This is a genomic window from Acidisoma sp. C75, from assembly GCF_054665095.1.
In genome coordinates, this window is sequence record NZ_BAAFHD010000001.1 from 68,246 (window position 1) to 94,462 (window position 26,217).

Annotated in this window: 26 protein-coding genes and 1 pseudogene; 17 read left to right on the top strand and 10 right to left on the bottom strand. The window is 65.6% G+C overall.

Annotated elements, in window-relative coordinates; translation table 11 throughout:
* The first annotated feature begins 205 nt into the window (after positions 1–205).
* Entirely contained in the window at positions 206–2,302 is a 2,097-nt protein-coding gene (gene fusA / locus ACYQ7X_RS00275; protein ID WP_459694814.1) for an elongation factor G, read from the top strand.
* Between the two features lie 63 nt (positions 2,303–2,365).
* Here the strand turns inward: fusA and ACYQ7X_RS00280 are convergent, their stop codons facing one another.
* A complete protein-coding gene (locus ACYQ7X_RS00280) occupies positions 2,366–3,271 on the bottom strand; it encodes a LysR family transcriptional regulator (RefSeq protein ID WP_459694815.1) in 906 nt (301 codons plus the stop codon).
* Between the two features lie 104 nt (positions 3,272–3,375).
* On the opposite strand from ACYQ7X_RS00280, the gene ACYQ7X_RS00285 reads away from it, so the two are divergent.
* Positions 3,376–4,095 (top strand): SDR family oxidoreductase, encoded by a 720-nt coding sequence (locus ACYQ7X_RS00285; protein WP_459694816.1) that lies wholly within the window; start codon positions 3,376–3,378, stop codon positions 4,093–4,095.
* Between the two features lie 23 nt (positions 4,096–4,118).
* On the opposite strand, the gene ACYQ7X_RS00290 is transcribed toward ACYQ7X_RS00285, so the two are convergent.
* The 6 genes from ACYQ7X_RS00290 to ACYQ7X_RS00315 all read right to left on the bottom strand — a co-directional run bounded on the left by ACYQ7X_RS00290 (position 4,119) and on the right by ACYQ7X_RS00315 (position 11,273).
* Positions 4,119–4,721, bottom strand: coding sequence for a LutC/YkgG family protein (locus ACYQ7X_RS00290; RefSeq protein WP_459694817.1), 603 nt, complete (start codon positions 4,719–4,721; stop codon positions 4,119–4,121).
* Positions 4,718–6,112 carry a lactate utilization protein B gene (locus ACYQ7X_RS00295; RefSeq protein WP_459694818.1) on the bottom strand — a complete coding sequence of 465 codons (1,395 nt, stop codon included), beginning with the start codon at positions 6,110–6,112 and terminating at the stop codon, positions 4,718–4,720. Before ACYQ7X_RS00295 ends, ACYQ7X_RS00290 begins: the two co-directional genes overlap by 4 nt.
* Positions 6,109–6,852 (bottom strand): (Fe-S)-binding protein, encoded by a 744-nt coding sequence (locus ACYQ7X_RS00300; RefSeq protein ID WP_459694819.1) that lies wholly within the window; start codon positions 6,850–6,852, stop codon positions 6,109–6,111. The genes ACYQ7X_RS00295 and ACYQ7X_RS00300 overlap by 4 nt, the downstream gene beginning before the upstream one ends.
* A gap of 15 nt (positions 6,853–6,867) precedes the next feature.
* The gene (locus tag ACYQ7X_RS00305; RefSeq protein ID WP_459694820.1) at positions 6,868–7,716 is read right to left on the bottom strand and encodes a fumarylacetoacetate hydrolase family protein; all 849 of its coding nucleotides are present in this window, start codon (positions 7,714–7,716) and stop codon (positions 6,868–6,870) included.
* 129 nt (positions 7,717–7,845) lie between these two features.
* Positions 7,846–9,159, bottom strand: a complete 1,314-nt coding sequence (gene rhaI / locus ACYQ7X_RS00310) for an L-rhamnose catabolism isomerase (RefSeq protein WP_459694821.1) — start codon at positions 9,157–9,159, stop codon at positions 7,846–7,848.
* 5 nt (positions 9,160–9,164) lie between these two features.
* A complete protein-coding gene (locus ACYQ7X_RS00315; protein WP_459694822.1) occupies positions 9,165–11,273 on the bottom strand; it encodes a bifunctional rhamnulose-1-phosphate aldolase/short-chain dehydrogenase in 2,109 nt (702 codons plus the stop codon).
* Between the two features lie 193 nt (positions 11,274–11,466).
* Here ACYQ7X_RS00315 and ACYQ7X_RS00320 point away from each other — a divergent pair, with 193 nt between their 5' ends.
* The 9 genes from ACYQ7X_RS00320 (at position 11,467) to ACYQ7X_RS00360 (ending at position 20,442) form a co-directional block, all read left to right on the top strand.
* A complete protein-coding gene (locus ACYQ7X_RS00320; RefSeq protein ID WP_459694823.1) occupies positions 11,467–12,285 on the top strand; it encodes a DeoR/GlpR family DNA-binding transcription regulator in 819 nt (272 codons plus the stop codon).
* A 58-nt stretch (positions 12,286–12,343) separates the two neighbouring features.
* The gene (gene rhaS / locus ACYQ7X_RS00325; protein WP_459694824.1) at positions 12,344–13,345 is read left to right on the top strand and encodes a rhamnose ABC transporter substrate-binding protein; all 1,002 of its coding nucleotides are present in this window, start codon (positions 12,344–12,346) and stop codon (positions 13,343–13,345) included.
* 62 nt (positions 13,346–13,407) lie between these two features.
* Entirely contained in the window at positions 13,408–14,892 is a 1,485-nt protein-coding gene (locus tag ACYQ7X_RS00330) for a sugar ABC transporter ATP-binding protein (protein ID WP_459694825.1), read from the top strand.
* Positions 14,885–15,877 carry an ABC transporter permease gene (locus ACYQ7X_RS00335; RefSeq protein WP_459694826.1) on the top strand — a complete coding sequence of 331 codons (993 nt, stop codon included), beginning with the start codon at positions 14,885–14,887 and terminating at the stop codon, positions 15,875–15,877. The genes ACYQ7X_RS00330 and ACYQ7X_RS00335 overlap by 8 nt, the downstream gene beginning before the upstream one ends.
* Positions 15,874–16,884 carry an ABC transporter permease gene (locus tag ACYQ7X_RS00340; protein WP_459694827.1) on the top strand — a complete coding sequence of 337 codons (1,011 nt, stop codon included), beginning with the start codon at positions 15,874–15,876 and terminating at the stop codon, positions 16,882–16,884. The genes ACYQ7X_RS00335 and ACYQ7X_RS00340 overlap by 4 nt, the downstream gene beginning before the upstream one ends.
* Positions 16,885–16,898: 14 nt before the next feature.
* Complete coding sequence (locus ACYQ7X_RS00345) at positions 16,899–17,213, top strand: L-rhamnose mutarotase (protein WP_459694828.1); 315 nt, start codon at positions 16,899–16,901, stop codon at positions 17,211–17,213.
* 3 nt (positions 17,214–17,216) lie between these two features.
* The gene (locus ACYQ7X_RS00350; RefSeq protein ID WP_459694829.1) at positions 17,217–18,608 is read left to right on the top strand and encodes an FGGY-family carbohydrate kinase; all 1,392 of its coding nucleotides are present in this window, start codon (positions 17,217–17,219) and stop codon (positions 18,606–18,608) included.
* Between the two features lie 3 nt (positions 18,609–18,611).
* Positions 18,612–19,619: an EF-P lysine aminoacylase EpmA gene (gene epmA / locus ACYQ7X_RS00355; protein WP_459694830.1), complete on the top strand. Its 1,008-nt coding sequence runs from the start codon at positions 18,612–18,614 to the stop codon at positions 19,617–19,619.
* Positions 19,620–19,800: 181 nt separating this feature from the next.
* Positions 19,801–20,442, top strand: a complete 642-nt coding sequence (locus ACYQ7X_RS00360; protein WP_459694831.1) for a hypothetical protein — start codon at positions 19,801–19,803, stop codon at positions 20,440–20,442.
* 99 nt (positions 20,443–20,541) lie between these two features.
* Here ACYQ7X_RS00360 and ACYQ7X_RS00365 read toward each other — a convergent pair.
* Positions 20,542–20,922, bottom strand: a pseudogene (locus ACYQ7X_RS00365) (Uma2 family endonuclease); the annotation flags it as partial.
* 18 nt (positions 20,923–20,940) lie between these two features.
* Positions 20,941–21,126, bottom strand: a complete 186-nt coding sequence (locus ACYQ7X_RS00370; RefSeq protein ID WP_459694832.1) for a hypothetical protein — start codon at positions 21,124–21,126, stop codon at positions 20,941–20,943.
* A gap of 48 nt (positions 21,127–21,174) precedes the next feature.
* Here ACYQ7X_RS00370 and ACYQ7X_RS00375 point away from each other — a divergent pair, with 48 nt between their 5' ends.
* From ACYQ7X_RS00375 to ACYQ7X_RS00400, 6 genes are read left to right on the top strand one after another with little or no spacing between them, the layout of a single operon-like run.
* A complete protein-coding gene (locus tag ACYQ7X_RS00375) occupies positions 21,175–21,552 on the top strand; it encodes a hypothetical protein (protein WP_459694833.1) in 378 nt (125 codons plus the stop codon).
* Positions 21,549–22,157 carry a GNAT family N-acetyltransferase gene (locus ACYQ7X_RS00380; RefSeq protein WP_459694834.1) on the top strand — a complete coding sequence of 203 codons (609 nt, stop codon included), beginning with the start codon at positions 21,549–21,551 and terminating at the stop codon, positions 22,155–22,157. Before ACYQ7X_RS00375 ends, ACYQ7X_RS00380 begins: the two co-directional genes overlap by 4 nt.
* The gene (locus ACYQ7X_RS00385) at positions 22,154–23,032 is read left to right on the top strand and encodes a carbon-nitrogen hydrolase family protein (protein WP_459694835.1); all 879 of its coding nucleotides are present in this window, start codon (positions 22,154–22,156) and stop codon (positions 23,030–23,032) included. Before ACYQ7X_RS00380 ends, ACYQ7X_RS00385 begins: the two co-directional genes overlap by 4 nt.
* Positions 23,029–23,487, top strand: coding sequence for a GNAT family N-acetyltransferase (locus tag ACYQ7X_RS00390; protein WP_459694836.1), 459 nt, complete (start codon positions 23,029–23,031; stop codon positions 23,485–23,487). Before ACYQ7X_RS00385 ends, ACYQ7X_RS00390 begins: the two co-directional genes overlap by 4 nt.
* Before the next feature lie 45 nt (positions 23,488–23,532).
* On the top strand, positions 23,533–24,342 hold the full coding sequence (locus tag ACYQ7X_RS00395) for an exodeoxyribonuclease III (protein WP_459695198.1): 810 nt from the start codon (positions 23,533–23,535) through the stop codon (positions 24,340–24,342).
* Positions 24,339–25,085 carry an SDR family oxidoreductase gene (locus tag ACYQ7X_RS00400; protein WP_459694837.1) on the top strand — a complete coding sequence of 249 codons (747 nt, stop codon included), beginning with the start codon at positions 24,339–24,341 and terminating at the stop codon, positions 25,083–25,085. Before ACYQ7X_RS00395 ends, ACYQ7X_RS00400 begins: the two co-directional genes overlap by 4 nt.
* 41 nt (positions 25,086–25,126) lie before the next feature.
* Here the strand turns inward: ACYQ7X_RS00400 and ACYQ7X_RS00405 are convergent, their stop codons facing one another.
* Complete coding sequence (locus ACYQ7X_RS00405; RefSeq protein ID WP_459694838.1) at positions 25,127–26,107, bottom strand: Gfo/Idh/MocA family protein; 981 nt, start codon at positions 26,105–26,107, stop codon at positions 25,127–25,129.
* Between the last annotated feature and the right edge of the window lie 110 nt (positions 26,108–26,217).

The window sequence follows — 26,217 nt, forward strand, 5'->3', positions numbered from 1 at the left end:
AAGCCTTGTTCCATGCCGCACCCTTCGCTATGACCAGCCCGCATCTTAACGGCCAAGCTGCCTTTCGCCAGCCGCAACGCGGTTTGGCTTGCACTTCGGCCGGCCTTGGAGCAAAAGACGCGCACGAAATCACCGGCAATGGGCTGGGACGTGACCGAGCGCGCGGGGCCATCCCTGCCGCGCTTTTTCTGCATGGAGGCAATTCGTGACCAGCACCTCGCCGCTTGGCCTGATCCGTAATATCGGCATCACGGCCCATATTGATGCCGGCAAGACCACGACCACCGAGCGTATCCTCTACTACACCGGCGTCTCCCATAAGATCGGCGAGGTGCATGACGGCAACACCACGACCGACTATATGGAGCAGGAACGCGAGCGCGGCATCACCATCACCTCGGCCGCCGTCACCTGCGAGTGGAAGGGCCACCGCATCAATATCATCGACACGCCGGGCCATATCGATTTCAACATCGAGGTGAACCGCTCCTTGCGCGTGCTCGATGGCGCGGTCTTCATCATCGAGGGCGTGGCGGGCGTGCAGCCCCAGTCCGAGACCAACTGGCGCCTGGCCGATCGCTACAACGTGCCGCGCATCATCTTCATCAATAAGCTCGACCGCACCGGCGCCGATTTCTATCGCGCCTTCGACACGCTGAAGGAAAAGCTCGACATCGTGGCGCTGCCGCTGCAGCTGCCGATCGGCATCGAGGAAAACTTCATCGGCGTCGTCGATCTCGTCGAGATGAAGGCGATCATCTGGGAAGGTGGCGAGCTGGGCGCGAAGTTCCATGACGCTCCGATCCCGGACGATCTGGCCGACAAGGCCGCCGAATACCGCGAACTGCTGCTCGATACCGCGCTCTCCGTCGATACCACCGCGATGGAAGAATATTTCGAGAAGGGCGAGGTCTCGGTCGAGACGCTGAAGCGCTGCATCAAGCAGGGCGCGATCTCGGGTGCTTTCCGCCCCGTCCTCTGCGGCACTGCCTTCAAGAACAAGGGCGTGCAGCCGCTGCTCGATGCCGTGCTCGACTATCTGCCGGCGCCTGATGACGTCGAAGGCATCCGCGTCGCCGGTGAAGAGGGCGAGGAAGACACGCCTGAGAACGTCGCCGCCCGCCGCGTGATCAAGATCGACCCGGCGGCGCCCTTCGCCGGCCTCGCCTTCAAGATCATCAACGACAAATACGGCACGCTGACCTTTGTGCGCGTCTATTCCGGCACCCTGAAATCGGGCGACACGGTGATGAACACGACGAAGGGCCATAAGGAGCGCATCGGCCGCATGTTCCAGATGCACGCCGATAAGCGCGTCGAGATCAAGGAAGTGCAGGCGGGTGATATCGCGGCCTTCGTTGGCCTCAAGGACACCGGCACCGGCGATACGCTGGCCGCGCAGGAAGACCAGGTGGTGCTGGAGCGTATGGCCTTCCCGATCCCGGTGATCGACATCTCGGTCGAGCCCAAGACCAAGGAGGGCATCGAGAAGATGACGATCGGCCTCCAGAAGCTGGCCTCGGAAGATCCGTCGCTCCGCCTCAAGACCGATCAGGAGACCGGCCAGACCATCCTCTCCGGCATGGGCGAGCTGCACCTCGAGATCATCATCGACCGTCTCCGCCGCGAATATGGGGTGGACGCCAATATCGGCGCGCCGCAGGTGGCCTATCGCGAGACGATCTCGCGTGAGCATACCGAGACCTATACGCATAAGAAGCAGTCGGGCGGCTCCGGCCAGTTCGCGGAAGTGAAGATCATCTTCACCCCGCAGGAGCGGAACGAGGGCATCGAATTCGAGAACAAGGTCGTCGGCGGCACCGTGCCGAAGGAATATATCCCGGCGGTCGAAAAGGGCATCAAGGTGCAGGCCGAAACCGGCGTGCTCGCCGGCTTCCCGACGGTCGATTTCAAATACACGCTGGTGGACGGCAAGTACCATGATGTCGACTCCTCGGCGCTCGCCTTCGAAATCGCCGCCAAGGCCTGCTTCCGCGAAGGCATGAAGAAGGCCGGCCCGATCATCCTCGAGCCGATCATGGATGTCGAAGTCACCACGCCGAACGATCACGTGGGCGATGTGGTGGGCGATCTCAACCGCCGCCGCGGCATGATCCAGAACCAGGAAAGCTCGGGCTCCACCGTCATCGTCCGCGCGCATGTGCCGCTGAAGGAGATGTTCGGCTATATCTCGCATCTGCGCAGCATGACGAAGGGGCGCGCTTCCTTCACCATGCAGTTCCACCACTACGATCCGGTGCCGCGTAACGTCGCCGACGAGATCATGGCGAAGAGCGCGTAAGCCTTCTTTGGCCTGGCTGCGTGAAAGACCGGCGGGGGGCAACTCCCAGCCGGTTTTTTATGCTTAGCGCGTAATCTCGTTCACGAAACGCAGGAAGGCGCGCACTTTCGCCGGCGGCAGATGCCGCGATGGATGATAGACCTGGAGCGGAAAGACCTCGCCGTTCCATTCGGGAAACAGCTCGATCAGGCGGCCGTCCCGCAGCAATGCGTCCATGCCGAGGGCCATCGGCTGCGCGATGCCGAGACCGGCGACACAAGCCGCAACCGCTGTCGCGGCTTCATTGGTCACCATACGGCCCTGCACCTTCACCGCTATGACTTCGCCGCCGCGATGGAACTCCCAATCGAAGGGGCGACCGGTTACGGGATCGCGAAAGAGCAGGCACTCGTGGTGGTTCCCGCTGAGTTCGTGCGGGTGCGCGGGCCGGCCGTGGCGGGCGATATAGGCCGGTGAGGCGCAGGTGATGATGCGCGTCTCCAACAGCTTGCGGGTGACGAGGCCGGACGGCTCCGGCTCGCCAAAACGCACGGCCGCGTCAAAGCCCTCCGAGACGAGATCGCCCAAACGCTCCCGCACCACGAGGTCGAGCGTCAGCAGGGGATGGGCATCCAGGAAGGCCTGCAGGCGCGGCACCAGGATGATGGAGGCGAACCACGGGTCACAATTCAGGCGGAGCCGGCCCTCGACCTTGCCGGCCGCGCCCCGCGCCGCCTCCGCCGCCTCTGCCATGGCGGCCAGCAGTGGTGAGACCTCGGCGAAAAGTCGCTCACCAGCCTCAGTCAGGCTCGTCGCCCGCGCATTGCGGTCGAAGAGCCGGACGCCGAGCCGTGCTTCGAGCCGGGCGACGGCCCGGCTGACGCCCGAGGCCGTCAAGCCGAGCGTCTCGGCGGCGCGGGCGAAGCTGCCGGTCTCGACGACCGCGACCAGGATTCCGATACCGCTCAGGAGCCGTGCGTCAAACGCCATGCGTGACCATCCGTCATCTTATGGCTGACAATGATGCGCTAGTGTCATGCGCTGTCCAGCGGCATCATCCCGATAGCGGCGGCTTTCGCTGAAGGAGCAAGACAATGACATTGAACGGAAAACGCGTGGTGGTCCTGGGGGGCGCCTCGGGGATCGGATATTCGGTGGCGGAAGGCGCGATGCGTGAGGGTGCGACAGCGGTGGTCGTCTCCCGTGATGAGGGGCGCGTCGCGACCGCAGTGGCCGGTCTTCCCGCCGGCGCAGAAGGCCATGCCGCCGATCTGCGGGATGAGGCGACGGTGCAGCACCTGTTCGAGCGCATCGGGCCTTTCGATCATCTGGCCTATACGGCGGGCGAGAGCCTGCAACTCGGCAAGCTTGCGGAGTTATCCCTCGTCGAAGCCCGGCAGTTTTTCGAAACGCGCTTTTGGGGCGCGCTGACGGCCGCGAAATACGCCGCGCCGCTGATCCGCGCCGGTGGCTCGATCGTCTTCTCATCGGGGACGGCCGGCGCGCGGCCGCAGCCGGGTTGGGCCTTAGGCGCGAGCATCTGCACGGCGATGGAGGGTCTGACCAGGGCGCTCGCGGTGGAACTGGCGCCGATCCGGGTCAATCTCGTAACCCCCGGCTTCGTGCGCTCGCCGCTGTGGCGAAACCTGCCGGAAGCGGATCGCGCTGCGATGTATGCTGCGGCGGGCGGGCGGCTGCCGGTCGGGCGCGTCGGCGAAACAGACGAAGTCGCCGAAACATACCTCTTCCTCATGAAGCAGGGCTTCGCGACAGGGCAGAGCTTCGTTGTGGACGGCGGCGGCGTGCTCGTCTGAACATCGACGCTGCTGCCGCTTCCTCAGCCGAAAGCAGGCGGCGGCTTCACGAAGATGACGGTGAGGCTGCGCACGCCCTGCGCGCCGCGGATGAGCACGCCCTCGATATCGGCGGTGGCCGAGGGGCCCGTCATCAGCGAGACGTAATTGGCGGAGGCGAAATCATCCCGGAGATAAGCCTCCGCGATACCCGGCAGGATCGCTGCCGGGTCGAGCAGCACGATGAGATGCTGCGCCAGATAGGCGATGGTGTTGATCCCGAGTTCGCGGTCGCTCAGGAAGACGGAGCCGGTTTCCGCGACCCCGAAGCGGGCGCGGACGACGGCGGTATCGACGTCTTCCAAGGCCCCCGGGTTTGAGACCGCATCCGTGCGCTCGAAGCCGGGCAGTTCGTCGGTCGAGGATCGGATAAGCGCGCCCGCGCTGGCGCGGCTGCGGATAAGACTTGCCAAGTCATCGCCCGCGGCCGGCTCCAGCCATTGCCCGCCCATGGCGGCGAGGCTCAGCTTGAAGGCGTCGAGAAGATCGCCGCCGATGCCGGGGAAGTGCGGCAGTTCCGGCAAGGGATAGTCGCCCGCCGGAGCCCTTGCCCGCAGATCGGCGAGGATGTCGTCTCGCGCGCTCATCGGGTCGTCTTGCCATGGCGCTTGGCCCAGGCGGCGAAGCTTTCCCGCGGCAGCGCCGGCACCTCGCGATCCCGCCCCCAGGCGTTGAAGCGGCTGTAGAGCAGCGGGCGTGGCAGGATACGGATAGCGAGCCGGGCCGAGGCGGTCGCCAGCCGGTAGAGCCTCGGCGATGCCAGAACAACGCCTGCGATGCTGAGCGAGAGCGCCTTCTTGCGTGGGATCAGCCCACGCTCGGCGATCAGCCGGCGCCACTTATAGAGCTGGTCGTGGATGTTAATCTTGACCGGGCAAACATTGGTGCAACTGCCATTGAGCGTCGAGGCGAAGGGCAGGGTGGAATAGCGCACCGGATCGTAGGACGGGTTGATGATGGCGCCGATCGGCCCGGAATAGACGGCGCCGTAGCTCAAGCCACCGGAGCGGCGATAGACCGGGCAAGTATTCATGCAGGCCCCGCAGCGAATGCATTTGAGGCTTGGCCAGAAATCCTCTTCGCCTAAGCGTTGGCCGCGGCCGTTATCGACGAGGATGATGTGCATCTCCCCACCCTGGCGCGGCCCGCGGAAATGCGAGGTATATTGCGTGATGGGTGAGCCGAGCGCGCTGCGCGACAGCAGCCGGATGAAAATGCCGAGATCGGCCTGGCGCGGGATGAGCTTTTCGATACCCGCCGAGACGATATGCACCTTCGGCAGATTGGCCGAGAGATCGGCATTGCCCTCATTGGTGCAGACAACGACGGCGCCGGTTTCAGCCACCAGGAAATTCGCGCCCGTCATGCCGATATCGGCATCCAGCATCAGCGGGCGGGTCGTCACCCGCGCGCGTTCGGCCAGCGCATGCGGATCGACATTGTCCGGATCGCCGCCGATGGTGCGGGCGAAGACGCGCGCGACATCTTCCCGCAGCTTGTGCACGGAGGGGACGACGATATGGCTCGGCGGCTCCTCATCGAGCTGCTGGATACGCTCGCCAAGGTCGGTCTCGGTGATCCGCATGCCGTGCTTTTCGAGGAAGGGCACCATCTCGCATTCTTCGGTGAGCATGGATTTAGACTTGGCGAGCGTCTTTGCCTGATGCGCCCGCATGATGCGAAGCACGATGGCATTATGCTCCGCCGCATCCCGCGCCCAATGCACATGCACGCCCCGTGAGACCGCCTGCGCTTCGAACTGCTCGAGGTAATCGGCCAGGCGGCTGAGCGTATGCTCCTTGATGGCGGAGGCGAGGGCGCGCAGCTCCTGCCATTCGGGGATGATCTGCACCTGCCCGTCGCGCTTCTGGCGGAGTTCCCAGAGCCTGCGGTCATGAAAGGCGAGATGCGCGGCATCGGCGACGAAAGCGGCGCCCGCGCCTGCGTGGTCAACCGGCGTCTTGGGGGCGGCACTCATGCCGCCGCTCCGTTGAGGATCTGCGCGATATGGATGAAGCGCAGCCCGATGCCGGCGCGGCGGGCAGCCCCCTGCTGATGCATGAGGCAGGAGGTATCGGCCGAGACGATATACTCCGCCCCCGCCTGCTGATGATCGCGCACTTTATCGAGCCCCATGCGGGCGGAGACCGCATCTTCCGCCACCGAATAGGTGCCGCCGAAGCCGCAGCATTCGTCCGGCCGCGCCGGCTCGACGAATGAGATGCCGCGGACTTTCGAGAGCAGATGGCGCGGCTTGGAGAAAAAGGGCTCGCCGAGTTCGCTCATGCTGGCGCTTCGCAGAGCGCGGAGCGTGCCGCAGCTATTGTGCAAGCCCACCTTGTGGGGAAACTCGGCCCAGGGGAAAGCCTCCACCTTCAGCACGTCGTGCAGGTATTCGACAAGTTCGAAGGTATTCTGACGCACGTGCCGAACCTTGGGCGTCTGCTCCACCGCATCGAGATGCTGGCGAATGTGGTGGACGCAACTGCCGGAGGGCATGACGACGCGATCAAAGCCCGCGAAGAGGTTCACGAAATGCGCCTCCGCCCCGCGTGCCGCGGCCTGGCAGCCGTTATTCGCCATCGGCTGGCCGCAGCAGGTCTGCCCCTCGGGATAGATGACCGTCTCACCCAGCCGCTCCAGAAGTTCCAGCGTCGCAATGCCGACTTCGGGGAAGAAGGCATCGATGAAGCAGGGAATGGCGAGTGCCACGGTCATCCGATCACCCCGCCTTCAGGACCAGGCAACGACATCCTGCCGCTGCTCGCCAAGCTTCTCGATGCCGAGCGTCATGACATCACCGGGCTTGAGGAAGACGGGCTCGGGCTTCATCCCCATGCCGACGCCGGGCGGCGTGCCGGTGGTGATGATATCGCCCGGCATCAACGTCATGAAATGGCTCACATAGCTCACGAGCTTGGCGACGCCGAAGATCATGGTGCGGGTATTGCCCGTCTGCATGCGCTTTCCGTTGACGTCGAGCCACATGCCGAGTGCCTGCACGTCTCCCACCTCATCCTTGGTGACGAGCCAGGGGCCGGTGGGGCCGAAAGTGTCGCAGCCCTTGCCCTTGTCCCAGGAGCCGCCGCGCTCGATCTGCCATTCGCGCTCGGAGACATCATTGATGACGCAATAGCCAGCGACATTCTCGATCGCCTGGGTCTCGTTGACATACTGAGTCTTGCTGCCGATGACGATGCCGAGTTCTACCTCCCAATCGCTCTTCTTCGAGCCCTTGGGGATGACGACGGTATCGTTCGGGCCGCAGAGGGAGGTGATGGCCTTGGTGAAGACGATCGGCTCCTTCGGGATCGGCATGTTCGATTCCGCCGCATGGTCGGCGTAATTGAGGCCGATCGCGATGAATTTCCCCACACCCGCCACCGGCACGCCATAGCGGGGGGAGCCCTGCACGAGCGGCAGGCTTGCCGGCTCGATCGCCGCGAGCTTGGCGAGGTTCGCGGGCGAAAGCTGCTCGGGGGTGAGATCGGCGATATGGCCTGAGAGGTCGCGGATCGCGCCGGCGGCATCGAGAAGGCCGGGCTTTTCCGCGCCCGGCGGGCCAAAACGCAACAGTTTCATGGGGTTCCGTCTCCCTTTGGCGAGGCGCGCGGCCCCGGATAATGGCCAGTATGAGCCCGGGAACGGCCCGCCGGCAAGCGGGCCTCGCGGCAAAAGGCGGCCGCTGCCCCGCCTGCCTGCGGTGACGAATTAGACGATGCCGCCCGAGCCGCCGCTCTTGGCCGGGCGGATGCGCGCGACGGCGGCGCGATAGCCGCTGGCGCGATAGGCAGCCAGCGGATCGATCGCGGCACCCTTGCCCAGCCGCGCCATGGCGAGAATGGGCGCCACATCGGTCGTGAAGGCGCGTTTCAGCGTCTGGCTCGCCATCAGCGGATCATTCGTCTCCTGGAAGCCCTCCAGCGCCGCGCGATCCACCAGCAGCGCCTGAGCATAGGCCCGCTGCACCTCGATCGCGCTCGTCATGAGGCTCTCGATCGGGTCCGTCACGTTGTGGGATTGATCGAGCATATAGGAGGGCGCGAAACCCGGCGCGCCGCGATGGGCGGCATCGACAAGCTCGTTGAAGACGAGGAACAGGCGATAGGGCTCGATCGCGCCGGCGTCGAGATCGTCATCGCCATATTTCGAATCGTTGAAGTGAAAGCCTGCGAGCTTTCGCGCATGGATGAGGCGCGCCACGATCATCTCAATATTTACGTTAGGCGCGTGATGGCCGAGATCGACGAGGCAAAGGCAGCGCTCCCCCACCGCCTGCGCCGCGAGCAGGGAGGATCCCCAGTCCTGGATCACGGTCGAGTAGAAGGCCGGCTCATGGATCTTGTGTTCGAGGAAGAGGCGGAACCCGGCAGGCGTGGCCGCATAAATCTCCTGCACCGCGGCGATATACCGCTCGAACGAGCGCACGAAATGCTGCTGGCCGGGGAAGTTCGAGCCATCACCGATCCAGATCGTCAGTGCCGGCGCGCCGAGCCGGGCGCCGAGTTCGGCGCAGCGGATATTGTGCGCAACCGCCTGGGCCCGCACCGCCGCATCGGTATGCGAGAGGCTGCCGAATTTGTAGGAGAGGGGATGCCGCGCATTCCCCGGGTGGTCCTGAAAGGTGTTGGAATTGACGGCATCGAAGCCGAGGCCCAGACTTTCGCCGGCCTCTTTCAGAGCGGTCATGTCCTCCACCTCATCCCACGGAAAGTGAAGCGAGACAGTCGGCGTGGCACCGGCGAGGCGGTTGATGACCGCGCAATCCTCAAGCTTGTCGAAGATATGGCGCGGTTCGCCCGGCATCGGAAAGCGCGCGAAGCGCGTGCCGCCGGAGCCGACGGCCCAGGACGGCGCGGCGACAGCGAAGCCGGCTACCGCCTGCGTGATCTGCGCGATATCGATCCCGCGCCGCGCGAGGCTCGCGCCCAGCGCGTCATACTCATCCCGAAGCGCTGCTTCACCGGCCGCATTCTGCTCGGCGATGAAATTTTGGTCCATCGCCGGGGTGCTGATCTGATCCATGCTGCTCACCGCGTGAAGGCGTTGGCGTTGCCGGCATCGACATTGATGATGTTGCCGGTGGATTTGGCGGAAATGTCGGAGGCAAAGAAGGCAATGCCCTCGGCGATATCTTCGGGATAGACGCTGCGCTTGAGGAGCGAGCGCTGACGATAGACTTCATCGAGTTCTTCGAGCGAGGATTTCTGGTAGGAGGCGGCACGCTGCTCGCCCCACTCGCCCTGCCAGATGCGGCTGCCGCGCAGGACGGCATCGGGGTTGACGACGTTCGAGCGGATGCCGAGCGGCGCGCCTTCGAGTGCGATGCAGCGGGAGAGATGCAGCTCCGATGCCTTGGCGGTGCAATAGGCGGCGGCGCCGGGCGAGGCGACGAGCGCATTCTTGCTGGCGACCATGACGATGGAGCCGCCGATGCCCTGATCCTTCATCAGCCGGAAGGCGCCGCGTGCGGTGAGGAAATAGCCGGTGGCGAGAATATCGATATTCTTCTGCCAGAGCGCGAGCGTCGTCTCCTCGATCGGCGCGGCCGAGGCGATGCCGGCATTGCAGACGCAAATATCGAGACCGCCGAAGCGCGCCGCCGTCTCCGCATAGGCGGCCGCAATCGCCTCTTCCTTCGTCACATCGGCCCAGATCGTGCCGACAGTGTCGGCGCCATGGAGGGCGGCGAGTGCGGCGCGCGAGGCTTCCAGCGCCGCCTCGTCGATATCGCAGAGCATGACGCAGGCGCCATCCTGCATCAGCCGCCGCGCGGTTGCCATGCCGATGCCGCCGGCGCCACCGGTGATGAAGGCGATCTTGCCGGCAAGCTGGCGGGGTTTGGGCATCCGCTGCAGCTTCGCCTCTTCCAGCAGCCAGTATTCGATATCGAACGCCTCTTGTTCCGGCAGGCCGCGATAGGTCGAGATGGTCGTGGCGCCACGCATGACGTTGATGGCGTTGCGGTAGAACTCCGCGGCGATGCGCGCGGTTGCCTTGTCGAGCGCGAAGGTCAGCATGCCGATGCCGGGGATGAGATAGACGACGGCATTGGGGTCGCGCATCTTCGGGCTGTCCGGCCGGCGGCAGCGCTCGTAATAGGCGGTATAGCGCGCGCGGTAATCGGCCAAAGCTGCCGGCAGGGTAGGCAGCAGATCGGCCACCGTCTGCCGCGCGGGATCGAAATCGAGCACCAGCGGCGCGATCTTGGTGCGGAGGAAATGGTCAGGGCAGGAGGTGCCGAGCGGCGCCAATTCGCCAAGCGCGTGGCTGCCGACGAATTCCAGAATCTCGGCGCTGTCGTCGAAATGGCCGAGCTTGAGCGGTCCATCCTTGCTGATGAGGCCGCGGATCACCGGCATCAGCGCGGCGGCGGCGGCACGCCGCTGCTCCGGTGCGGCGGGGGCGATCCGCTCGCCGCCGAAGATCACCCGGCCGCGGCTCTGCTCGGCAAGAAAGCTGATCGCCTTGTTGATGACGCCGATCGTCGTCTCATAGCACTCCTTCTGGGTCTCGCCCCAGGTGAAGAGCCCATGCGCTTCCAGCACCAGGCCCTTGGCCTTGGGGTTCTCATCGGCGAACTTCTTGAGCCAGAGACCGAGTTCGAAGCCGGGACGGCGCCAGGGCACCCAGCCGATCTCGTCGCCGAAGATCTTGCGTGTCAGCGCCCGGCTGTCCGTAGAAGCAGCGATGGCGATGATCGCATCGGGGTGCACATGATCGACATGCGGATGATCGATGAAGCCGTGCAGCGCGGTGTCGATCGAGGTCGCGCGCGGGTTGAGGTTGAAGGTGCAATGGTTGTAGAGCGCAACCATCTCGTCTTCCTGCGCGGGACTTTTGTAGATGCCGCGCAGCGCGTGCAGCTTCTCCATATAGAGCGTCGCGAAGCCATCGCGCTTGATGCTGCCGATATCCCCGCCCGATCCCTTGACCCAGAGCACCTTCACCGTCTCGCCGGTGAGTGGATCGCGGGCGTCGAGCTTGGAGGAGGTGTTGCCGCCGCCGTAATTGGTAATCCGCTTGTCCGAGCCGAGCAGGTTCGAGCGATAGACGAGCAGATCCTCGGGGCTGAGCGATGCTGCGGCCGCATCATCCCAGCGGTTTTCGAGCAATGTCATGGGGTCGAGCGCGTCCATCCTAAATCCTCCCGCAAGCGCCGTTCGTTCCCCGGTCTTGGCGGTCGATATGGCCGAGGCTCGCCCTGCTTCTAGTCCGGCTTCCGCGCAGAAGCAACCATTTCCGACAAACTTCGCGCAAATCATGCGAGAATTTGCTTGACGGCTGAGTGGTTCTGACGCTTTCTTCGGATCAAACGCAGGGGAAACTTCCGTGCTCGAACGCGAGCGTCATCGCCTCATCCGCAAGCTGGTGGAAGATCGTTCGGTCGTCTCCGTCTCCGATCTGGTCGAGCTTCTCTCGGCTTCGGAGGCGACGATCCGGCGGGATATCGCGGCCATGGCCGATCGGGGCGAGGTGCGGCGTGTGCGCGGCGGGGCGGAGGCGCTGCGCCCCCGCCATCAGGCGCATCTCGGTGCCGCGCATTTCGCGGCGGAAGAGCGTGTCGCCTTTGCCGAAAAACGGGCGATCGCGCGCGCCGCAGTCGGCATGCTCGAAGATGGCGATAGCATCGTCGTCAATGGCGGCACCACCACCTATCGCATGGTGGAGTTCCTGGGCGATCGGCGGCTCGATATCCTCACCAACTCCTTTCCGCTCGCCGCCGAACTCAGCCCCGGCAACCGCCACCGCATCACCATTCCGGGCGGCACCATCTATCCGCAGCAGAACATCGTGCTGAGCCCCTTCGGCCAGGATGCGACGCGCCATTTCTGCGGGCGGATTCTCTTCTCCGGCTGCTATGGGCTCAATAGTTTCGGCATGATGGAGACCGATCCGCTCATCGTGCAAGCGCAGATGATGCTGCTTGAATCGGCCGAGAAGCTCGTCATCCTCGCCGACAGCCGCAAGCTGCGGCAGCGCTCATCCATGGTGGTCGCGCCGCTCGCCCGGATTTCTTGCGTGATCACCGATAGCGGCGCGTCTCCTGAGGAACTCGAGGTGTTGCGGGCCGCTGGCATCGAGACGGTGGTGGTGGAGCCGGATTCATCCACGGATCAGGCTGGGCGCGGGGCGTTGCAGGTGGCGTAAGGGCTGCGCCGCGGGCGGCGATCTTAAAACAGGCACATCAAAAAAACTGGAGGAAAAAATGGATCGTAGAAGTTTCATCAAGGCAGCCGCCCTCGGTGCCGCCGCAGTGCCTGCGGGCCTCGCGCTGCCAGCGCGCGCCGCGGCGGAAATCCGCGTCGGGCTCGTCGCCAAGTCCCTCGGCAACGGCTTTTTTGTCGCGGTCGATAAGGGCGCCGAAGAGGCCGCCAAGCAGATCGGTGGCGTGAAGGTGATCTTCACCGGCCCGACGACGACGACCGCCGATGGCCAGATCGAGGTCATCCAATCCTTGATCGATCAGCATGTCGATGCCATCGCGATTTCCGCCAATGACCCGGATGCGCTGGTGCCGATCTGCAAGCGCGCGATGCAGCGCGGCATCAAGGTGATCTCCTACGATTCCGCGGTGAGCCCGGCCGGGCGCATCGTGCATGTGGCGCCATCCTCCGATGCGCTGATCGGCGAGGCGCTGGACAAGCTCGCCGCGGCTGCAGTGCCGGGCGGCAAGGGGCAGATCGCGATCCTCTCGGCAACCCCCACTTCCACCAACCAGAATGCCTGGATTGCGGTGATGAAGCAGCATCTCGCGCAGTATCCGGGGCTCGATCTCGTCGCCACCGTCTATGGCAACGATCTCGCGGATGACAGCTACCGCCAGGCGACGGCGCTTCTGCAAAAATATCCGAACCTCAAGGCGATCGTCGCACCCACCTCGGTCGGCATCGTCGCGGCCGCCAAGGCGGTCGAAGATGCGAAGAAGGTCGGGCAGGTCTATGTCACCGGCCTCGGCCTGCCGTCCGAATGCGCGGGCCATGTGATGGCGGGCTCGATGAAGAGCTTCGCGATCTGGAACCCGATCGACCTCGGCTATACCACGCTCTATGTCGCGGTCGATCTCGTGCGCGGCATGAAGGGACCGGGCAACACGCTGCCGATCGGCCGCATGGGCAAGATCGCCTTCGCCTCCGACGGTGTGGGTGCGATGGCGGTGCCCTTCACCTATGACAAGTCCAATGTCGAACAGTTCGCCAAGATCTTCTGAGCGGCGAAGCCACGCAGGAGGCGCGCCGCGGCGCGCCTCCCTTTCGGATTGAGCATGCTCTCATGAGCGAACCGATACTGAGCCTTTCCGGCATCACCAAATCCTTTGCCGGCGTGCATGCCTTGACCCGCGGCGAGATCGCGCTTTATCCGGGCGAGGTGACGGCGCTGATCGGCGAAAACGGCGCGGGCAAATCCACCCTCGTGAAGATCCTGACCGGCGTGCATCACGCCGATAGTGGCGAGATCCGCCTCGGCGCCACGCCGGTGCGGATCGGCTCGGCCGATCAGGCCGGGCGGCTCGGCATCAGCGCCATCCATCAGGAGGCTGTGGTGTTCGACGATCTTTCCGTCGCCGAGAATATTTTCATCACGGATCGGCCGCGCAAGCATGGCATGGTGGATTGGGCCAAGATGCGCGAGCGGGCACGCGCCATCCTCGCCGAACTCGATCCGCGGATCGATCCGCGCATGCCGATGCGCCAGCTTTCGGTGGCGCAGAAACATCTGGTGCAGATCGCCCGGGCGCTTTCCAACGAAGCCCGCATCGTCATCATGGATGAGCCGACGGCCGCGCTCTCGCATCGCGAGGTCGAGGAGCTGTTCGCGATCGTCCGCCGGCTGAAGGCGGAGGGCCGCGCCATCCTCTTCATCAGCCATAAATTCGATGAGATCTTCGATCTGGCGGATCGCTACGCGGTGTTTCGTGATGGCGCGGCCGTCGGACAGGGTCTCATCCGCGATGTCTCGCGCGATGATCTCATCGCGATGATGGTCGGGCGCTCCGTCTCGCAGGTCTTTCCCAAAGCCGCCGTGCCCATCGGGGAGACTTTGTTCGAGGTGAGCGGGCTCGCCCGCGGCGAGGAGTTCGCCGATATCAGTTTCAGCTTGCGCAAGGGGGAGATCCTCGGCGTCTATGGGCTCGTCGGCGCCGGGCGGAGCGAGGTCTGCCAGGCGATCTTCGGCCTCACCCAGGCCGATCGCGGCAGCATCACGCTTGGCGGCCAGCGCCTCGCGATCACCACGCCCGAAGATGCGATCGCGGCCGGCATTGCCTATGTGCCGGAGGATCGCCAGGTGCAGGGCGGTATCCTGCGCTTTCCGATCATGAGCAATATGGCGCTTCCCTCGCTCGCGCGGCTCTCCCACAAGGGCTTCATGCGCCGCGCGGATGAGCGGTCTCTCGCGGAAAGCTATGTCCAGCAGTTGCAGATCAAGACATCCGGCGTCGGCCAGCGGCTTGAGGAGCTTTCGGGCGGCAATCAGCAGAAGGTCGTCATCGGCAAGTGGCTGGCCACGCGCCCGCGCGTGCTGATCCTCGACGAGCCGACCAAGGGCATCGATGTCGGCGCCAAGACCGCCGTCTATCGGCTGATGGGCGAGATGGTGGCGCAGGGGCTCGGCATCATCATGGTCTCTTCCGAACTGCCGGAAGTGCTCGGCATGGCAGACCGCATTCTCGTGATGCGGCGCGGGCGGCTCGGCGCCATCTTCTCCCGGGCGGAGGCAACGCCCGAGGGCATCGTAAAGGCCGCGACCGATGCGTAGATTCTCCGTCAAGACGCTTCCGCATGAGGCGGGGCTTGGGCTGCTCATCATCCTGCTACTGGCGCTCGTCACCATCGCCTTTCCGCGCTTCCTGGTGCCGGATAACGTCAAGTCGCTGTTCGATGACACGGCATTGCTGATCATGCTGGCGGTCGGCGAGATGTTCGTGCTGCTGACGCGGAGCGTCGATCTCTCGGTCGCCGCCAATGCAGCGCTCACCGGCATGGTGGTCGCTCTCTTCAACGCCCATCACCCAGGGGCCGGCATCCTGCCGGTCTTGCTCATCGCGCTCGCCATGGGGGCGGCTCTTGGCCTTTTCAACGGCCTCCTCGTCTGGCGCTTGCGCATCCCCTCGATCGTGGTGACGCTCGGCACGCTCTCGGTCTATCGCGGCTCGGTCTATCTCGTCTCCGGCGGGGCCTGGGTGAATAGCGGGCAGATGTCTCCGCAATTCCTGGGCTTCGTGCGCGCACCCATCCTCGGCATCAGCGTCTTGAGCTGGATCGGCCTCATCGTCGCGGTTGCCGGGTGGCTCTACCTGAAATACGCCGTCTCGGGCCGCAATCTCTATGCCGCGGGCAATAACCCGAATGCGGCCGCCTATGCCGGCATCGATGTCGGGCGCATGCAATGCCTCGCCTTCGTGCTCTCGGGCGCGATTGCCGGGCTTTCCGGCTATCTCTGGGTCGCGCGGTTCGCGGTGGCCTACACCGATATCGCGTCGGGCTTCGAACTGCAGGTCATCGCCGCCTGCGTCATCGGCGGCGTCTCCATCACCGGCGGCGTCGGCGGTGTGCTCGGCGTCGTGCTCGGAGCGCTCTTCCTCGGCATCATCAAGAATGCGCTGCCCGTCGTCGGCATCTCGCCCTTCTTCCAGATGGCGGTGAGCGGGCTCGTCATCACCGTCGCCGTCATCCTCAATGCCGGCAGCTACCGCAAGAGCCACGGCCGCCGCATTCTCGAGCGTGTGGAGGCAGCATCGTGAGCACCGTCTCGTCCTCTCCGCCGCTCCGCCCGGAAGCGATGCCGCGGGCGGCGGCCAATTGGCGACGGCTGCTGCGATGGGAGACGCTGCTCGGCCTCGTGGTGATCGCGGATTTCGTGCTCAACGCCGAGCTTTCGCGGTATTTCCTCAGCCCCTGGACGCTCTCGGATGCGAGCTTTAACTTCACCGAACGCGCGATCATGGCGCTGCCGATGGCGCTGCTCATCATCGCCGGCGAGATCGACATCTCTGTCGGCTCGATCATGGCGCTTGCCTCCGTCTTCATGGGGCTGGTGGCGAAGGCCGGTTTCGGCACGCCGCTCGTCTGCCTCACCGGGCTCGTGGTGGGCTGCATCGCGGGTGCTTTCAACGGCACGCTCGTCACGCGCTTCCGGGTGCCCTCGATCGTCGCCACCATCGGCACGCTGAGCCTCTTCCGCGGCATCGCCTATGCCATCATGGGCGAAAGCGTTCTGAAATCCTACAAGCCTGATTTCGCCTATTTCGGGCAAGGCTATGTCTGGGGTCCGGTCTCTTTCGAACTGGTGCTGTTCGCCGTGCTCGCCGTGCTCTTCGCGGTGCTCCTGCACAAGACGGTGATCGGCCGCCGCATCTTCGCCATCGGTGCCAATCCCATCGCCGCGCGGCTTTCGGGCATTCGCGTCGAGAGTTACAAGTTCTGGATCTTCGTGCTGCTCGGCACCTTCGCGGGGCTCGCCTCGGTGCTGCTCACCTCGCGCCTCGGCTCCACCCGGCCGTCCATCGCGCAGGGCTGGGAACTCGAGGTTATTACCATGGTCATCCTCGGCGGTATTTCGATCGATGGCGGGCAGGGCTCCATCCTCGGCGTTGTGCTCGCGGCGCTGCTGATCGGCTGCGTCACCTTCGGGCTTTCGCTGCTCAACGTGCCGGGCATCGTGCTCGCCATCGTCACCGGCGGGCTGCTCATCGTCGTCGTCGCGCTCTCCAGCCTCGCCGGCTACTCCGGCCGCGGGCGGCGGCATTGAGCGGGGCAGCGCCGATGGAGCAGATCGCCTTTCGGATGCAGCTCAACCCCGGCCAGGCGGCGGAATACCGGCGCCGGCACGATGCGATCTGGCCCGAGCTGGTGGTGGTGCTGCGTGAAGCGGGGGTCCGCGACTATTCGATCTTCCTGGACGCGGAGAGGCATGTGCTCTTCGCCGTGCTCCGCCGCGTGGCCGATCATGGGATGGCGCGATTGCCGGAGGAGGCGATCATGCGCCGCTGGTGGGCCTTCATGGGCGATATCATGCAGACCGAGGCGGATGGCGCACCGGTCGTCATCCCGCTGCAACCCATGTTCCATATGGATTGAGCGATGATGGCCGCACTCGTCGCCGTGCTCGATATCGGCAAGACCAATGCCAAGCTGATGCTGATGGAGGAAGGCGGGCAGTGCGTCTGGTCCGCCGAGCGGCCGTCGCCCGCCATCGCCGCTGCTGATCACGCGCCGTTCACCAGCATGCTGGATGTGGAGGGCATCGGCGGCTGGATGATCGGGCAATTGCGCGCGGCGCCCGAGAAGCACCGCATCCGCGCCATCCTGCCGGTGGCGCATGGCGCCGCCATGGTTCTGGTCGGGCATGAGGGCGAGGTGCTGCTGGCACCCGATTACGAAGACCCTGCCTTCGATGCGGCGCTTCCCGCCTATCGCGCCTTGCGGCCGGGCTTTGCCGAAACCCTCTCGCCCGCCTTGCCCAAGGGCCTCAACCTCGGCGCGCAGATCCATGCCGTGCAGCGGCTGCGGCCGGAGATCTTTCTGCGCACCCGGCACATCCTGCTCTATCCGCAATACTGGTCCTGGCGGCTTTCGGGCGTGGCGGCGAGCGAGGTGACATCGCTCGGCTGCCATACGGACCTCTGGAACCCGGCCGCGGCCGGCTTCTCATCCCTGGTTGCCGGGCAAGGCTGGGGCGCGCTCTTCCCGCCGCTGCGCCCGGCGCGCGCGGCCCTCGGCCCGCTGCTGCCGAGCCTCGCGCAAGCGACCGGGCTGCCGGCGGATTGCGCTATCCTCTGCGGCATTCACGATTCCAACGCCTCCTATCTCGCGCACCGGGTGGCGCGGGCGGAGGGTGAGGATTTCGCCGTCATCTCCAGCGGCACCTGGTGCATCATCCTCGCCAAGGGGGCGGCGCTCGCCGCCCTTAGCGAGGAGGCGGACATGCTCGCCAATGTCGATGCGCTGGGGGAGCCCACGCCGACCGCGCGCTTCATGGGCGGGCGGGAATATGCCGCGATCGCCGGGGAAGCGGCGCGCGGCATCGCGCCGGACGAGGCAGCCCTCGCCGAGGTTCTGGCCGCAGGCGCGCTCGCCTTGCCGAGCTTCGCGCTCGCCGGGCCCTTCCAGGGGCGGGCCGGCCGGCTGATCGACTCCGAGGCGCTCGCGCCCCCGGGCCGCGCGGCGCTCGCCACCCTCTATTGCGTGCTGATGGCCGATCTCATCCTCGATCGTCTCGGCGCGCGTGGCGCCATCCTGATCGACGGGCCCTTCGCCGCCAACCCGCTCTTCGCCCGCGCGTTGCAAGCCTTGCGGCCGGCGGCCCCGGTGCGGGGGAGCGACCAGCGCGGCGGCATCGCCGCGGCTGTCTTGTGGCTCGCGGGTCTCGCCGTGCCGCCCGCGCCACCTCCCGCCGGGGGGGCCGCGCCGCTGGCGCAGAGCGAAGCACTGCGCGCCTATCGTGATCGCTGGCGGAGCATGCTAACGGGCTGAGCCATGGCCCGCACCCCGCCTTGGCACCCCGAAAGCCTCGCCGCCCGTCTGCCGTTTCTGAAGCGCCGCGCGCGGCTGATGGCGGCCGTACGCGCCTTCTTCACCGCTCGCGGCTATACCGAGGTCGAGACGCCCTATGCCGTGCCGGCGCCGGGGGAGGAGGTGCATCTCTCCGCCTTCCGCACCGAGCGGATCACGCCGGATGGCGCGCGCCATCCGCTCTTCCTCCACACCAGCCCGGAATTCGCGATGAAGCGCCTGCTGGTGGCCGGCGCAGGGCCGATCTTCCAGCTTGCCCGCGTCTGGCGGAACGGGGAGGGCAGCCACCGCCACGCGGCCGAGTTCACCATGCTCGAATGGTATCGGCCGGGTGCCACCATGGCGGATCTGATTGCGGAAACGACGGAGCTTCTGCGCGCCGTGCTGCCGCCGGTCGTGACAAGTCAGGGTGTCACGACCGATCTCGGGGAGATCGAATGCCTGACGCTCGCGGAGGCCTTCCGCCGGCACCTCGGCGCCGATCTGCTCGGCACGGCGGGGGATGCGGCCGCTTTGGCGGCCTCCGCCGGGGTGCGGCTGCGGGAAGGCGAGGATTGGGAGGATCTCTTCTTCCGCCTCATCCTGGGCGGGATCGAGCCGCATCTCGGCCAAGCCCACCCGACCTTCCTGACGCATTGGCCGGCGGCGCAGGCCGCACTCGCCCGGCGCGATCCGGCGGATCCGCGGGTCGCCGAACGCTTCGAGCTTTTCCTCTGCGGCATGGAGTTGGCGAATGCCTTCGTCGAACTGACGGACGCGGCCGAGCAGCGGGCGCGCTTCGAGGAGGACCGGGCACGGCGGCTGGCCTTGTATGGTGATGAAGGCTGGCCGCTGGACGAGGATTTCCTCGCAGCTCTCGCCCATGGCATGCCGCCTGCGGCTGGCATCGCGCTCGGCTTCGATCGGCTGGCGATGATCGCCTCCGGCGCCGACCGGATCGATCAGGTGCAATGGCTGCCGGAGGCTGAATAGGCACGCGTCGCCCGAAATGCGGCATCAACGTCATCTTAACGAAACGCAGACTAAAATCGTCGTTTAGATTGTGTAACAATTTTGGGGAATCATCGCGAGCTTCCTTCCAGATCAGAAAGTTTGACCGCTCGCTGCTATGGACTTGCTTGTCATACAGCGTTTTCTGTCAGGAGTATCTTGGTTGCCTTATGTCACCCTGTTTGGGTTTTATAACTGTCAGTCGATTATCCAACTCGCTGCAGGCATCAATCTCGCCCTTACGGTTGGCGCAGCCCTCCGGGCGCCTCGCGTGGCTGCGTTCAAAGATGCATGTGAGCGGGCACTCGATAGTCTTGAGTGGCACAACGATCTTCTCGTCAGCCCTCGCCAGTCGCCGATAGATGAACGGAAGCTGAGAGAGGCCGTTAGCGTTGTTGAAGTGGCTGAGGAGACCATCCGGCGCGGCCGTTCAGATATCGAAAAAGCCGCGGAAAAGTGGAAACGGTCAGACTCAGTAAATTTTGGCATGGCAGTGTTCATGGGCCTTGTTGCGATCGCTCTTCTCTTTCTCGCAACGGAGCCCAGTCAAGAGTTGGATGTGTCTCTGAACCATCTAGCTTCATTGATGCGCCTTGACCACGCAATCAGGCAGGTTACGCTGTCATGTTGTGCTGTTTTGTACCTGCCGCTAATAAAGTCACTACTGGGTTTTGTTAACGAAAGCCGCATTCTTCGTGGAGTTGAGAAGGAATTTTGGGTAGAGGTTGTCGCGGCTAAAGAAGCAGCGCGAGAAGCGCTCCGTCAGCCGATGCCGAAACGCGATGGAGACCTGAATACGGCTTAACGGGGGTTCGATACTATGCTTGGTGACAGAACCTCGCTCTTGGAGGCAAGCCGCCATGCAGGGTTTCGCTAGCCATCAGACTTCTACTATGTTTAGTGGTTAGCCCTCTCCGCGCTTCGGCTCGTCGCTACTCGCCACACCGAGATACAGCTCGGCGAGCGGGATGCTGAGGTGGATATCGGGAAGCGCAAGCACCGCCTCTGCGCCGCTTGCGATCTCGGAGGAACAAATCTCCCCCCCCCCGCGTCGGATGAAGCTCATTGGCGTGGCCTTGTACTGTCCGAGGATGACGTAGCGCTGCAGGCTCGGGATGGTGCGGTATTCGGCGTTCTTATCGATAAGGTCGGTCGCGGCGGTGCCCGGGCTGAGAATCTCGAACATGATGACGGGATTGGTGACGACGCGTGCATCAGGCGCGAGCGGCGTGCAGACTACGAGGGCGTCCGGATAGCGGAAGGTATAGGCGGTCTGGATCTTGAGATCCGAGCCGAAGGGCTGTCAGGGCTTTCCGCGCAGGCCGCCGGCCAGATAGAAGATGCGGTTTCGCTGGACGGCCGCGTGCGTCACGGTGCTGCCGGTCATGCCGACAGGCTCGATACCGTCGAACTCATACCGATCGGCCTGCCGCGCCTCCCACTCCAAGAAGGCCGTCAGGCTCCCGGCTTTGCGCATGGCGATGTTCATGGCGGCCATGCTAGCACCCGGCAGGCGCCTGCCGGTAGGAGCAAACGCATGCCACGTCTTTCTCGCCTCTCCGCCTTCGCCCTGCTCGCGCCCCTCGGCCTTGCCGGCTGCGCCACCGGCCCAAGCCTTGCGCAGCAGATGCATGCGCTCGTCGGCCAGCCGGAGCAGGTCATCGTCCAGCAGCTCGGCGTGCCCAACCGCAGCATCACCGCCGGCGGCATCACCTATCTCGCCTATCAGTTCCAGAATACGCAGGTGATCCCGAGCGGCGGCTTCGGCTTCGGCTGGGGCGGCTATGACGGCTGGGCCAATGGCTTCTATGCCCCACCGCCGACCGTGATCGTGACCGGCTGCGAGGCGACCTTCCAGATGGGGCCGGGGGATGTCGCGGTCGCCGTCGTGCTGCGCGGGAATGATTGCGGATGACGCTGCGCTTCGAGAGCGTCTCCGGCCCGGCCGTCCTGCCGCATATCCCCGATCTCGCCCGGCTGCGCATCGCCGTCTTTCGGGACTGGCCCTATCTCTATGATGGCGACGAAGCCTATGAGCGGAGCTATCTCCGCATCTATGCCGAAAGTCCGCGCGCGGCCGTGGTGCTGGCCTTCGATGGCGGGGATGTCGTCGGCGCCTCCACCTGCCTGCCGCTCGCGGATGAAACCGCCAATGTCCAGGCACCCTTCATCGCGGCCGGCATCGCGGTCGGGCGGGTCTTTTACTTCGGCGAATCGATCCTGCTCGCCCGCTATCGCGGCACGGGCGCCGGCCTGCGCTTCTTCGCCGAGCGCGAAGCCCATGCCCGCGTGGTTTCGGCCTGCGATTACGCCGCCTTCTGCGCCGTGCAGCGCGCGGCCGATGATCCGCGCCGCCCGGCCGGAGCCGCGCCGCTCGATGCCTTCTGGCGGAAGCGCGGCTTCACGCCCTATCCGCGTCTCGCTTGCGAGATGCCTTGGCGCGAAGTGGGGGCGGCCGAGGAGACGCCGCATCGCCTCACCTTCTGGATGAAAAGCCTGACGGGAGCAGCTTTGCCGTGAAGCCCCTGCGCCTCGCGCTCGCGCAATATGCCGTGGAGCGCCACCGGACCCTCGATGATTTCACGGCGAAGCTCGACCGGCTGCTCTCCGAGGCCGCGAGCCAGGGCGCCGAGATGCTGGTGCTGCCCGAATATGCCGCCATGGAACTCGCCGCGATCTTCACCGAGGCGGCCGAGCCGGTGGCCGAGCGCGAGGCGATCGTGCAGCGCGCCGAGGCGATCCTCGAGATCATGCGGCAGGCCGCGATGCGCCATGGCCTCTGGCTGCTCGGCGGCTCCTTGCCGATGCGCGATGCCGGGACGGGCATGGTGCATAACCGCGCGCCCTTCATCTCGGCCGAAGGCCTGGTGCGCTTCCAGGAAAAGCGGGTGATGACGCGCTTCGAGACCGAGGAATGGCAGGTCTCGGCAGGCAGGGAGCCGCAGGTCTTTGCAACGCCCTGGGGGCTCATCGGCATCGCCATCTGCTACGATGTCGAATTCCCCATGCTGGTCCGCGCGCAGGTGGAGGCGGGCGCCTGGCTCGTCCTCGCGCCCTCCTGCACCGATACGCTCTGGGGCTTCAATCGCGTGCACCTCTCGGCGCGGGCGCGGGCGATCGAGAACCAGTGCTTCGTCGCCATCTGCCCGACGGTGGGGGAAGCCCCATGGTCCGCGACGCTCGACCTCAACCGCGGCTATGCCGGGGTGTTCGGCCCCTGCGATCGCGGCTTCCCGGAGGATGGGGTGATCGCGCAGGGCGAGTTGGACGCGGCGCAGCTCGTTATTGCCGATCTCGACCCGGCGCGGATCGCAGCCGTGCGGCAGGATGGCGGCGTGCGCAACCATCGGGATTGGCCGCCCACGCCCGCCGGCTGCGCGGTGGCGGTGCTGTGACGGAGGTCGTCATCCTCCGCTCATCGCCGCGTGCGCCTGGCGTGCGTGCGCTGCTGGAACAGGCCTGGGCCTTGTCGGACAGCCTCTATCCCGCCGAGAGCAACCATCATCTCGATGAAGATGGCCTCGATCGGCCCGACATCGCCTTTTTCGTCGCCCGCGAACACGACCTCGCCTTGGGCTGCGGCGCCTTGGCCACCAAGGACGCGACCTATGGCGAGATCAAAAGCCTGTTCGTCGATCCCGCCGCCCGTGGTCGTGGCCTTGCCCGCAGGCTGATCGCGGCCATCGCGGCGGAAGGCTGTGCCCAGCACCTTTCCCTGCTGCGGCTGGAGACCGGGATTCGCCAGCCCGCCGCCATCGCGCTTTACGAATCCTCAGGCTTCCGCCGCATTCCGCCCTTCGGCGCCTATCGGGATGATCCTTTGAGCATCTTCATGGAGAAGGCTCTGTAGCGCCCGGCCTTTGCCGGAAGCCCGTGTCCGGCTATGCCTTTCGCCATGCCGACACCGCTACGAATCGCGACCTGGAACATCAACTCGATCCGCCTCCGCCAGGGGCTGCTCGGCGATGTCGTCGCGCGTCTCGCGCCGGATGTGATCTGCCTGCAGGAGACCAAGTGCCCGGATGAGCTGTTTCCGCCCGATCTCGCGGCCGCGCTCGGCTTCGGCCATGTCCTCTACCGGGGGATGAAGGGCTATAACGGCGTCGCCATCTTCTCGCGCATCCCGATGCGCCAGCATGAGGATACGCAGGATTGGGTCGGGCGGCAGGATTGCCGGCACCTCGCGGTGGAACTCGATCTGCCGGGCGGCCCGCTCGTGCTGCATGATTTCTACGTGCCGGCCGGCGGCGATATCCCCGATCCGGCCGAGAATCCGAAATTCGCCCATAAGCTCGATTTCGTCGCCGCCGCGCGGGATCATTTCGCCCGCACGCCCGATCTCCGCCGCACCGTGCTGGTGGGCGATCTCAATATCGCGCCGCTGGAGCATGATGTCTGGAGCCATAAGCAACTGCTCAAGATCGTCTCGCATACCCCGGTCGAGACCGCGCTGCTGACCGAGTGGCTGGAGACCTGCTTTGCCGATGCGCTGCGGCATTTCGTGCCGGCCGAGCAGAAGCTCTACACATGGTGGTCCTACCGCGCGCGGGATTGGCTTGCGGCCGATCGTGGCCGTAGGCTCGATCACGTCTGGGTCACGCATGATCTCGTGGGTGCGCTCAGGCGGCATGAGATTTTCAAAGAGGCGCGCGGCTGGGCTCAGGCCTCCGATCACGTGCCCGTTCTGGTGGAGTTCGTCCTATGACTCGTATTTCTCTCGTCACCGGCGCGGGTAGCGGCGTGGGCCGCGCCGCGGCGCTCGCTTTGCTCAAGAACGGCGATACGGTCTATCTCGCCGGCCGCCGGATCGAGCCTTTGCAGGAAACCGCCGAATTGGCCGGCGCCGGGGCGCAGGGGCTCGCGGTCTCCGTCGATGTCACCGATCCCGAGAGTGTCGAGGCGCTCTTCGCCCGCATCCGCGCCGAGCATGGCCGGCTCGATGTGCTCTTCAACAATGCCGGCGCAGCCGCCCCGGCGACGAATTTCGGCGATCTCACCTGGGAACAGTGGCGCGGCATGCTCAGCGTCAATCTCGACGGGATGTTCCTCGTCGCGCGCGGCGCCTTCCGCCTGATGCGGGAGCAAAGCCCGCAGGGCGGCCGCATCATCAACAACGGCTCGATCTCGGCCCATGCGCCGCGGCCGGGCTCGGCGCATTATACGGCGAGCAAGCATGCGGTGACGGGGCTCACCAAATCCATCTCGCTCGATGGCCGCGCCTTCGGTATCGCCTGCGGCCAGATCGACATCGGCAATGCCGCGACGAGCATGACCAAGGCGATGACCGCGGGCGTGCCGCAGGCCGATGGCCGCATGGCGGTGGAGCCGCGCATGGATGTGGAGGATGTCGGCCGCAGCGTGCTCTTCATGGCCGGCATGCCGGCGGATGCCAATGTTCAGTTCATGACGGTGATGGCGACCAACATGCCCTTCATCGGGCGCGGCTGAGGGCGCCGGGCGGGGCATCCCGCCCGCCGGCAGCCCGCCCGCTAGTCCGGCAGCGTCAGCAGCCCGCCGGCGACCGCGAGCGCGTTCGAGCGGTCCATCGCCTCCTTCACCGCGATGGCGGCGGCGAGGGCGCGGCGGCCGGCGGCGGCATCGACGGCGATCGGCGCGCCATCGAGGATCGCGGCATAGAAGGCCGCGTGCTCGGCCGACAGGCTGTCATGATCCTCCCAGGAGAGTTCGGTGAGCGCGAAGTCCGGCATGCCCGGCACCGGCAGGCCGCTCAAGCCGCGGCCGATCGCGGTCATCTTGCGGCCCGCGAAATCGACCGCGAGATAGCCGCTTTGGGAGAAGATGCGCATGCGCCGCTCGGTTTTCAGCGAAATGCGGCTCGCGGTGATCGTCGCCACGCAGCCATTGGTGAAGCGCACCCGGGCATTGGCGATATCCTCATGGGCGCTGGCGACCGCCGCTCCCACCGCATCCACGCTCTCGATCGGCGCATCGACGAGGGCGAGGATGAGATCGAGATCGTGGATCATGAGATCAAGGATGACGGAGACATCCGTGCCGCGCGGCTTGAAGGGGGCGACGCGCACCGCCTCGATATAGAGCGGCTGGCCCATGCGGGCGGAAACCGCGCCGTGCGCGGCCGAGAAGCGTTCGAGATGGCCGACTTGCAGGACAACGCCCCGTTCGGCCGCCATCGCCGCCAGCGCATCGGCCTCTTCGAGCGTCGAGGCGATCGGCTTTTCGATCAGCACATGCCGCCCGGCGCGGATCGCCTCGGCCGCGATCGCGAAATGCGCATCCGCGGGGGCGGCGACGACGATCGCATCCGAGGCCGCCAGCAGTTCGGGGAAGGAGAGCGCCGGGGCGCCCGTCTCCCAGCCCACGCTCTTCGCCCGCTCGCCGTCCCGGTCATAGACGCCGGCGAGGGTGGCGCGCGGCGACGCCGCCGCCTTCAAGGCGTGGAACCGCCCGAAATGGCCGACCCCGGCCACACCCAGCTTCACGATGTCCATCGGTGCCGCTTTCAGTTCAGGCCTCAGTGCCGCGCGTGATGCGCGGACCGGGCAGGGTTAGCACCTCGCGCCGTTCCGTCAACCGAAGCCGTGCGGGGGGCGGCCCTTGC

Excerpts from the sequence above, each read along its gene's own strand:
- ACYQ7X_RS00280 (WP_459694815.1), bottom strand. The coding sequence starts at position 3,271 with ATGGCGTTTGACGCACGGCTCCTGAGCGGTATCGGAATCCTGGTCGCG.
- ACYQ7X_RS00285 (WP_459694816.1), top strand. The coding sequence starts at position 3,376 with ATGACATTGAACGGAAAACGCGTGGTGGTCCTGGGGGGCGCCTCGGGG.
- ACYQ7X_RS00290 (WP_459694817.1), bottom strand. The coding sequence starts at position 4,721 with ATGAGCGCGCGAGACGACATCCTCGCCGATCTGCGGGCAAGGGCTCCG.
- ACYQ7X_RS00295 (WP_459694818.1), bottom strand. The coding sequence starts at position 6,112 with ATGAGTGCCGCCCCCAAGACGCCGGTTGACCACGCAGGCGCGGGCGCC.
- ACYQ7X_RS00300 (WP_459694819.1), bottom strand. The coding sequence starts at position 6,852 with ATGACCGTGGCACTCGCCATTCCCTGCTTCATCGATGCCTTCTTCCCC.
- ACYQ7X_RS00305 (WP_459694820.1), bottom strand. The coding sequence starts at position 7,716 with ATGAAACTGTTGCGTTTTGGCCCGCCGGGCGCGGAAAAGCCCGGCCTT.
- rhaI (WP_459694821.1), bottom strand. The coding sequence starts at position 9,159 with ATGGATCAGATCAGCACCCCGGCGATGGACCAAAATTTCATCGCCGAG.
- ACYQ7X_RS00315 (WP_459694822.1), bottom strand. The coding sequence starts at position 11,273 with ATGGACGCGCTCGACCCCATGACATTGCTCGAAAACCGCTGGGATGAT.
- rhaS (WP_459694824.1), top strand. The coding sequence starts at position 12,344 with ATGGATCGTAGAAGTTTCATCAAGGCAGCCGCCCTCGGTGCCGCCGCA.
- ACYQ7X_RS00330 (WP_459694825.1), top strand. The coding sequence starts at position 13,408 with ATGAGCGAACCGATACTGAGCCTTTCCGGCATCACCAAATCCTTTGCC.
- ACYQ7X_RS00335 (WP_459694826.1), top strand. The coding sequence starts at position 14,885 with ATGCGTAGATTCTCCGTCAAGACGCTTCCGCATGAGGCGGGGCTTGGG.
- ACYQ7X_RS00345 (WP_459694828.1), top strand. The coding sequence starts at position 16,899 with ATGGAGCAGATCGCCTTTCGGATGCAGCTCAACCCCGGCCAGGCGGCG.
- ACYQ7X_RS00350 (WP_459694829.1), top strand. The coding sequence starts at position 17,217 with ATGATGGCCGCACTCGTCGCCGTGCTCGATATCGGCAAGACCAATGCC.
- epmA (WP_459694830.1), top strand. The coding sequence starts at position 18,612 with ATGGCCCGCACCCCGCCTTGGCACCCCGAAAGCCTCGCCGCCCGTCTG.
- ACYQ7X_RS00370 (WP_459694832.1), bottom strand. The coding sequence starts at position 21,126 with ATGAACATCGCCATGCGCAAAGCCGGGAGCCTGACGGCCTTCTTGGAG.
- ACYQ7X_RS00375 (WP_459694833.1), top strand. The coding sequence starts at position 21,175 with ATGCCACGTCTTTCTCGCCTCTCCGCCTTCGCCCTGCTCGCGCCCCTC.
- ACYQ7X_RS00380 (WP_459694834.1), top strand. The coding sequence starts at position 21,549 with ATGACGCTGCGCTTCGAGAGCGTCTCCGGCCCGGCCGTCCTGCCGCAT.
- ACYQ7X_RS00395 (WP_459695198.1), top strand. The coding sequence starts at position 23,533 with ATGCCGACACCGCTACGAATCGCGACCTGGAACATCAACTCGATCCGC.
- ACYQ7X_RS00400 (WP_459694837.1), top strand. The coding sequence starts at position 24,339 with ATGACTCGTATTTCTCTCGTCACCGGCGCGGGTAGCGGCGTGGGCCGC.
- ACYQ7X_RS00405 (WP_459694838.1), bottom strand. The coding sequence starts at position 26,107 with ATGGACATCGTGAAGCTGGGTGTGGCCGGGGTCGGCCATTTCGGGCGG.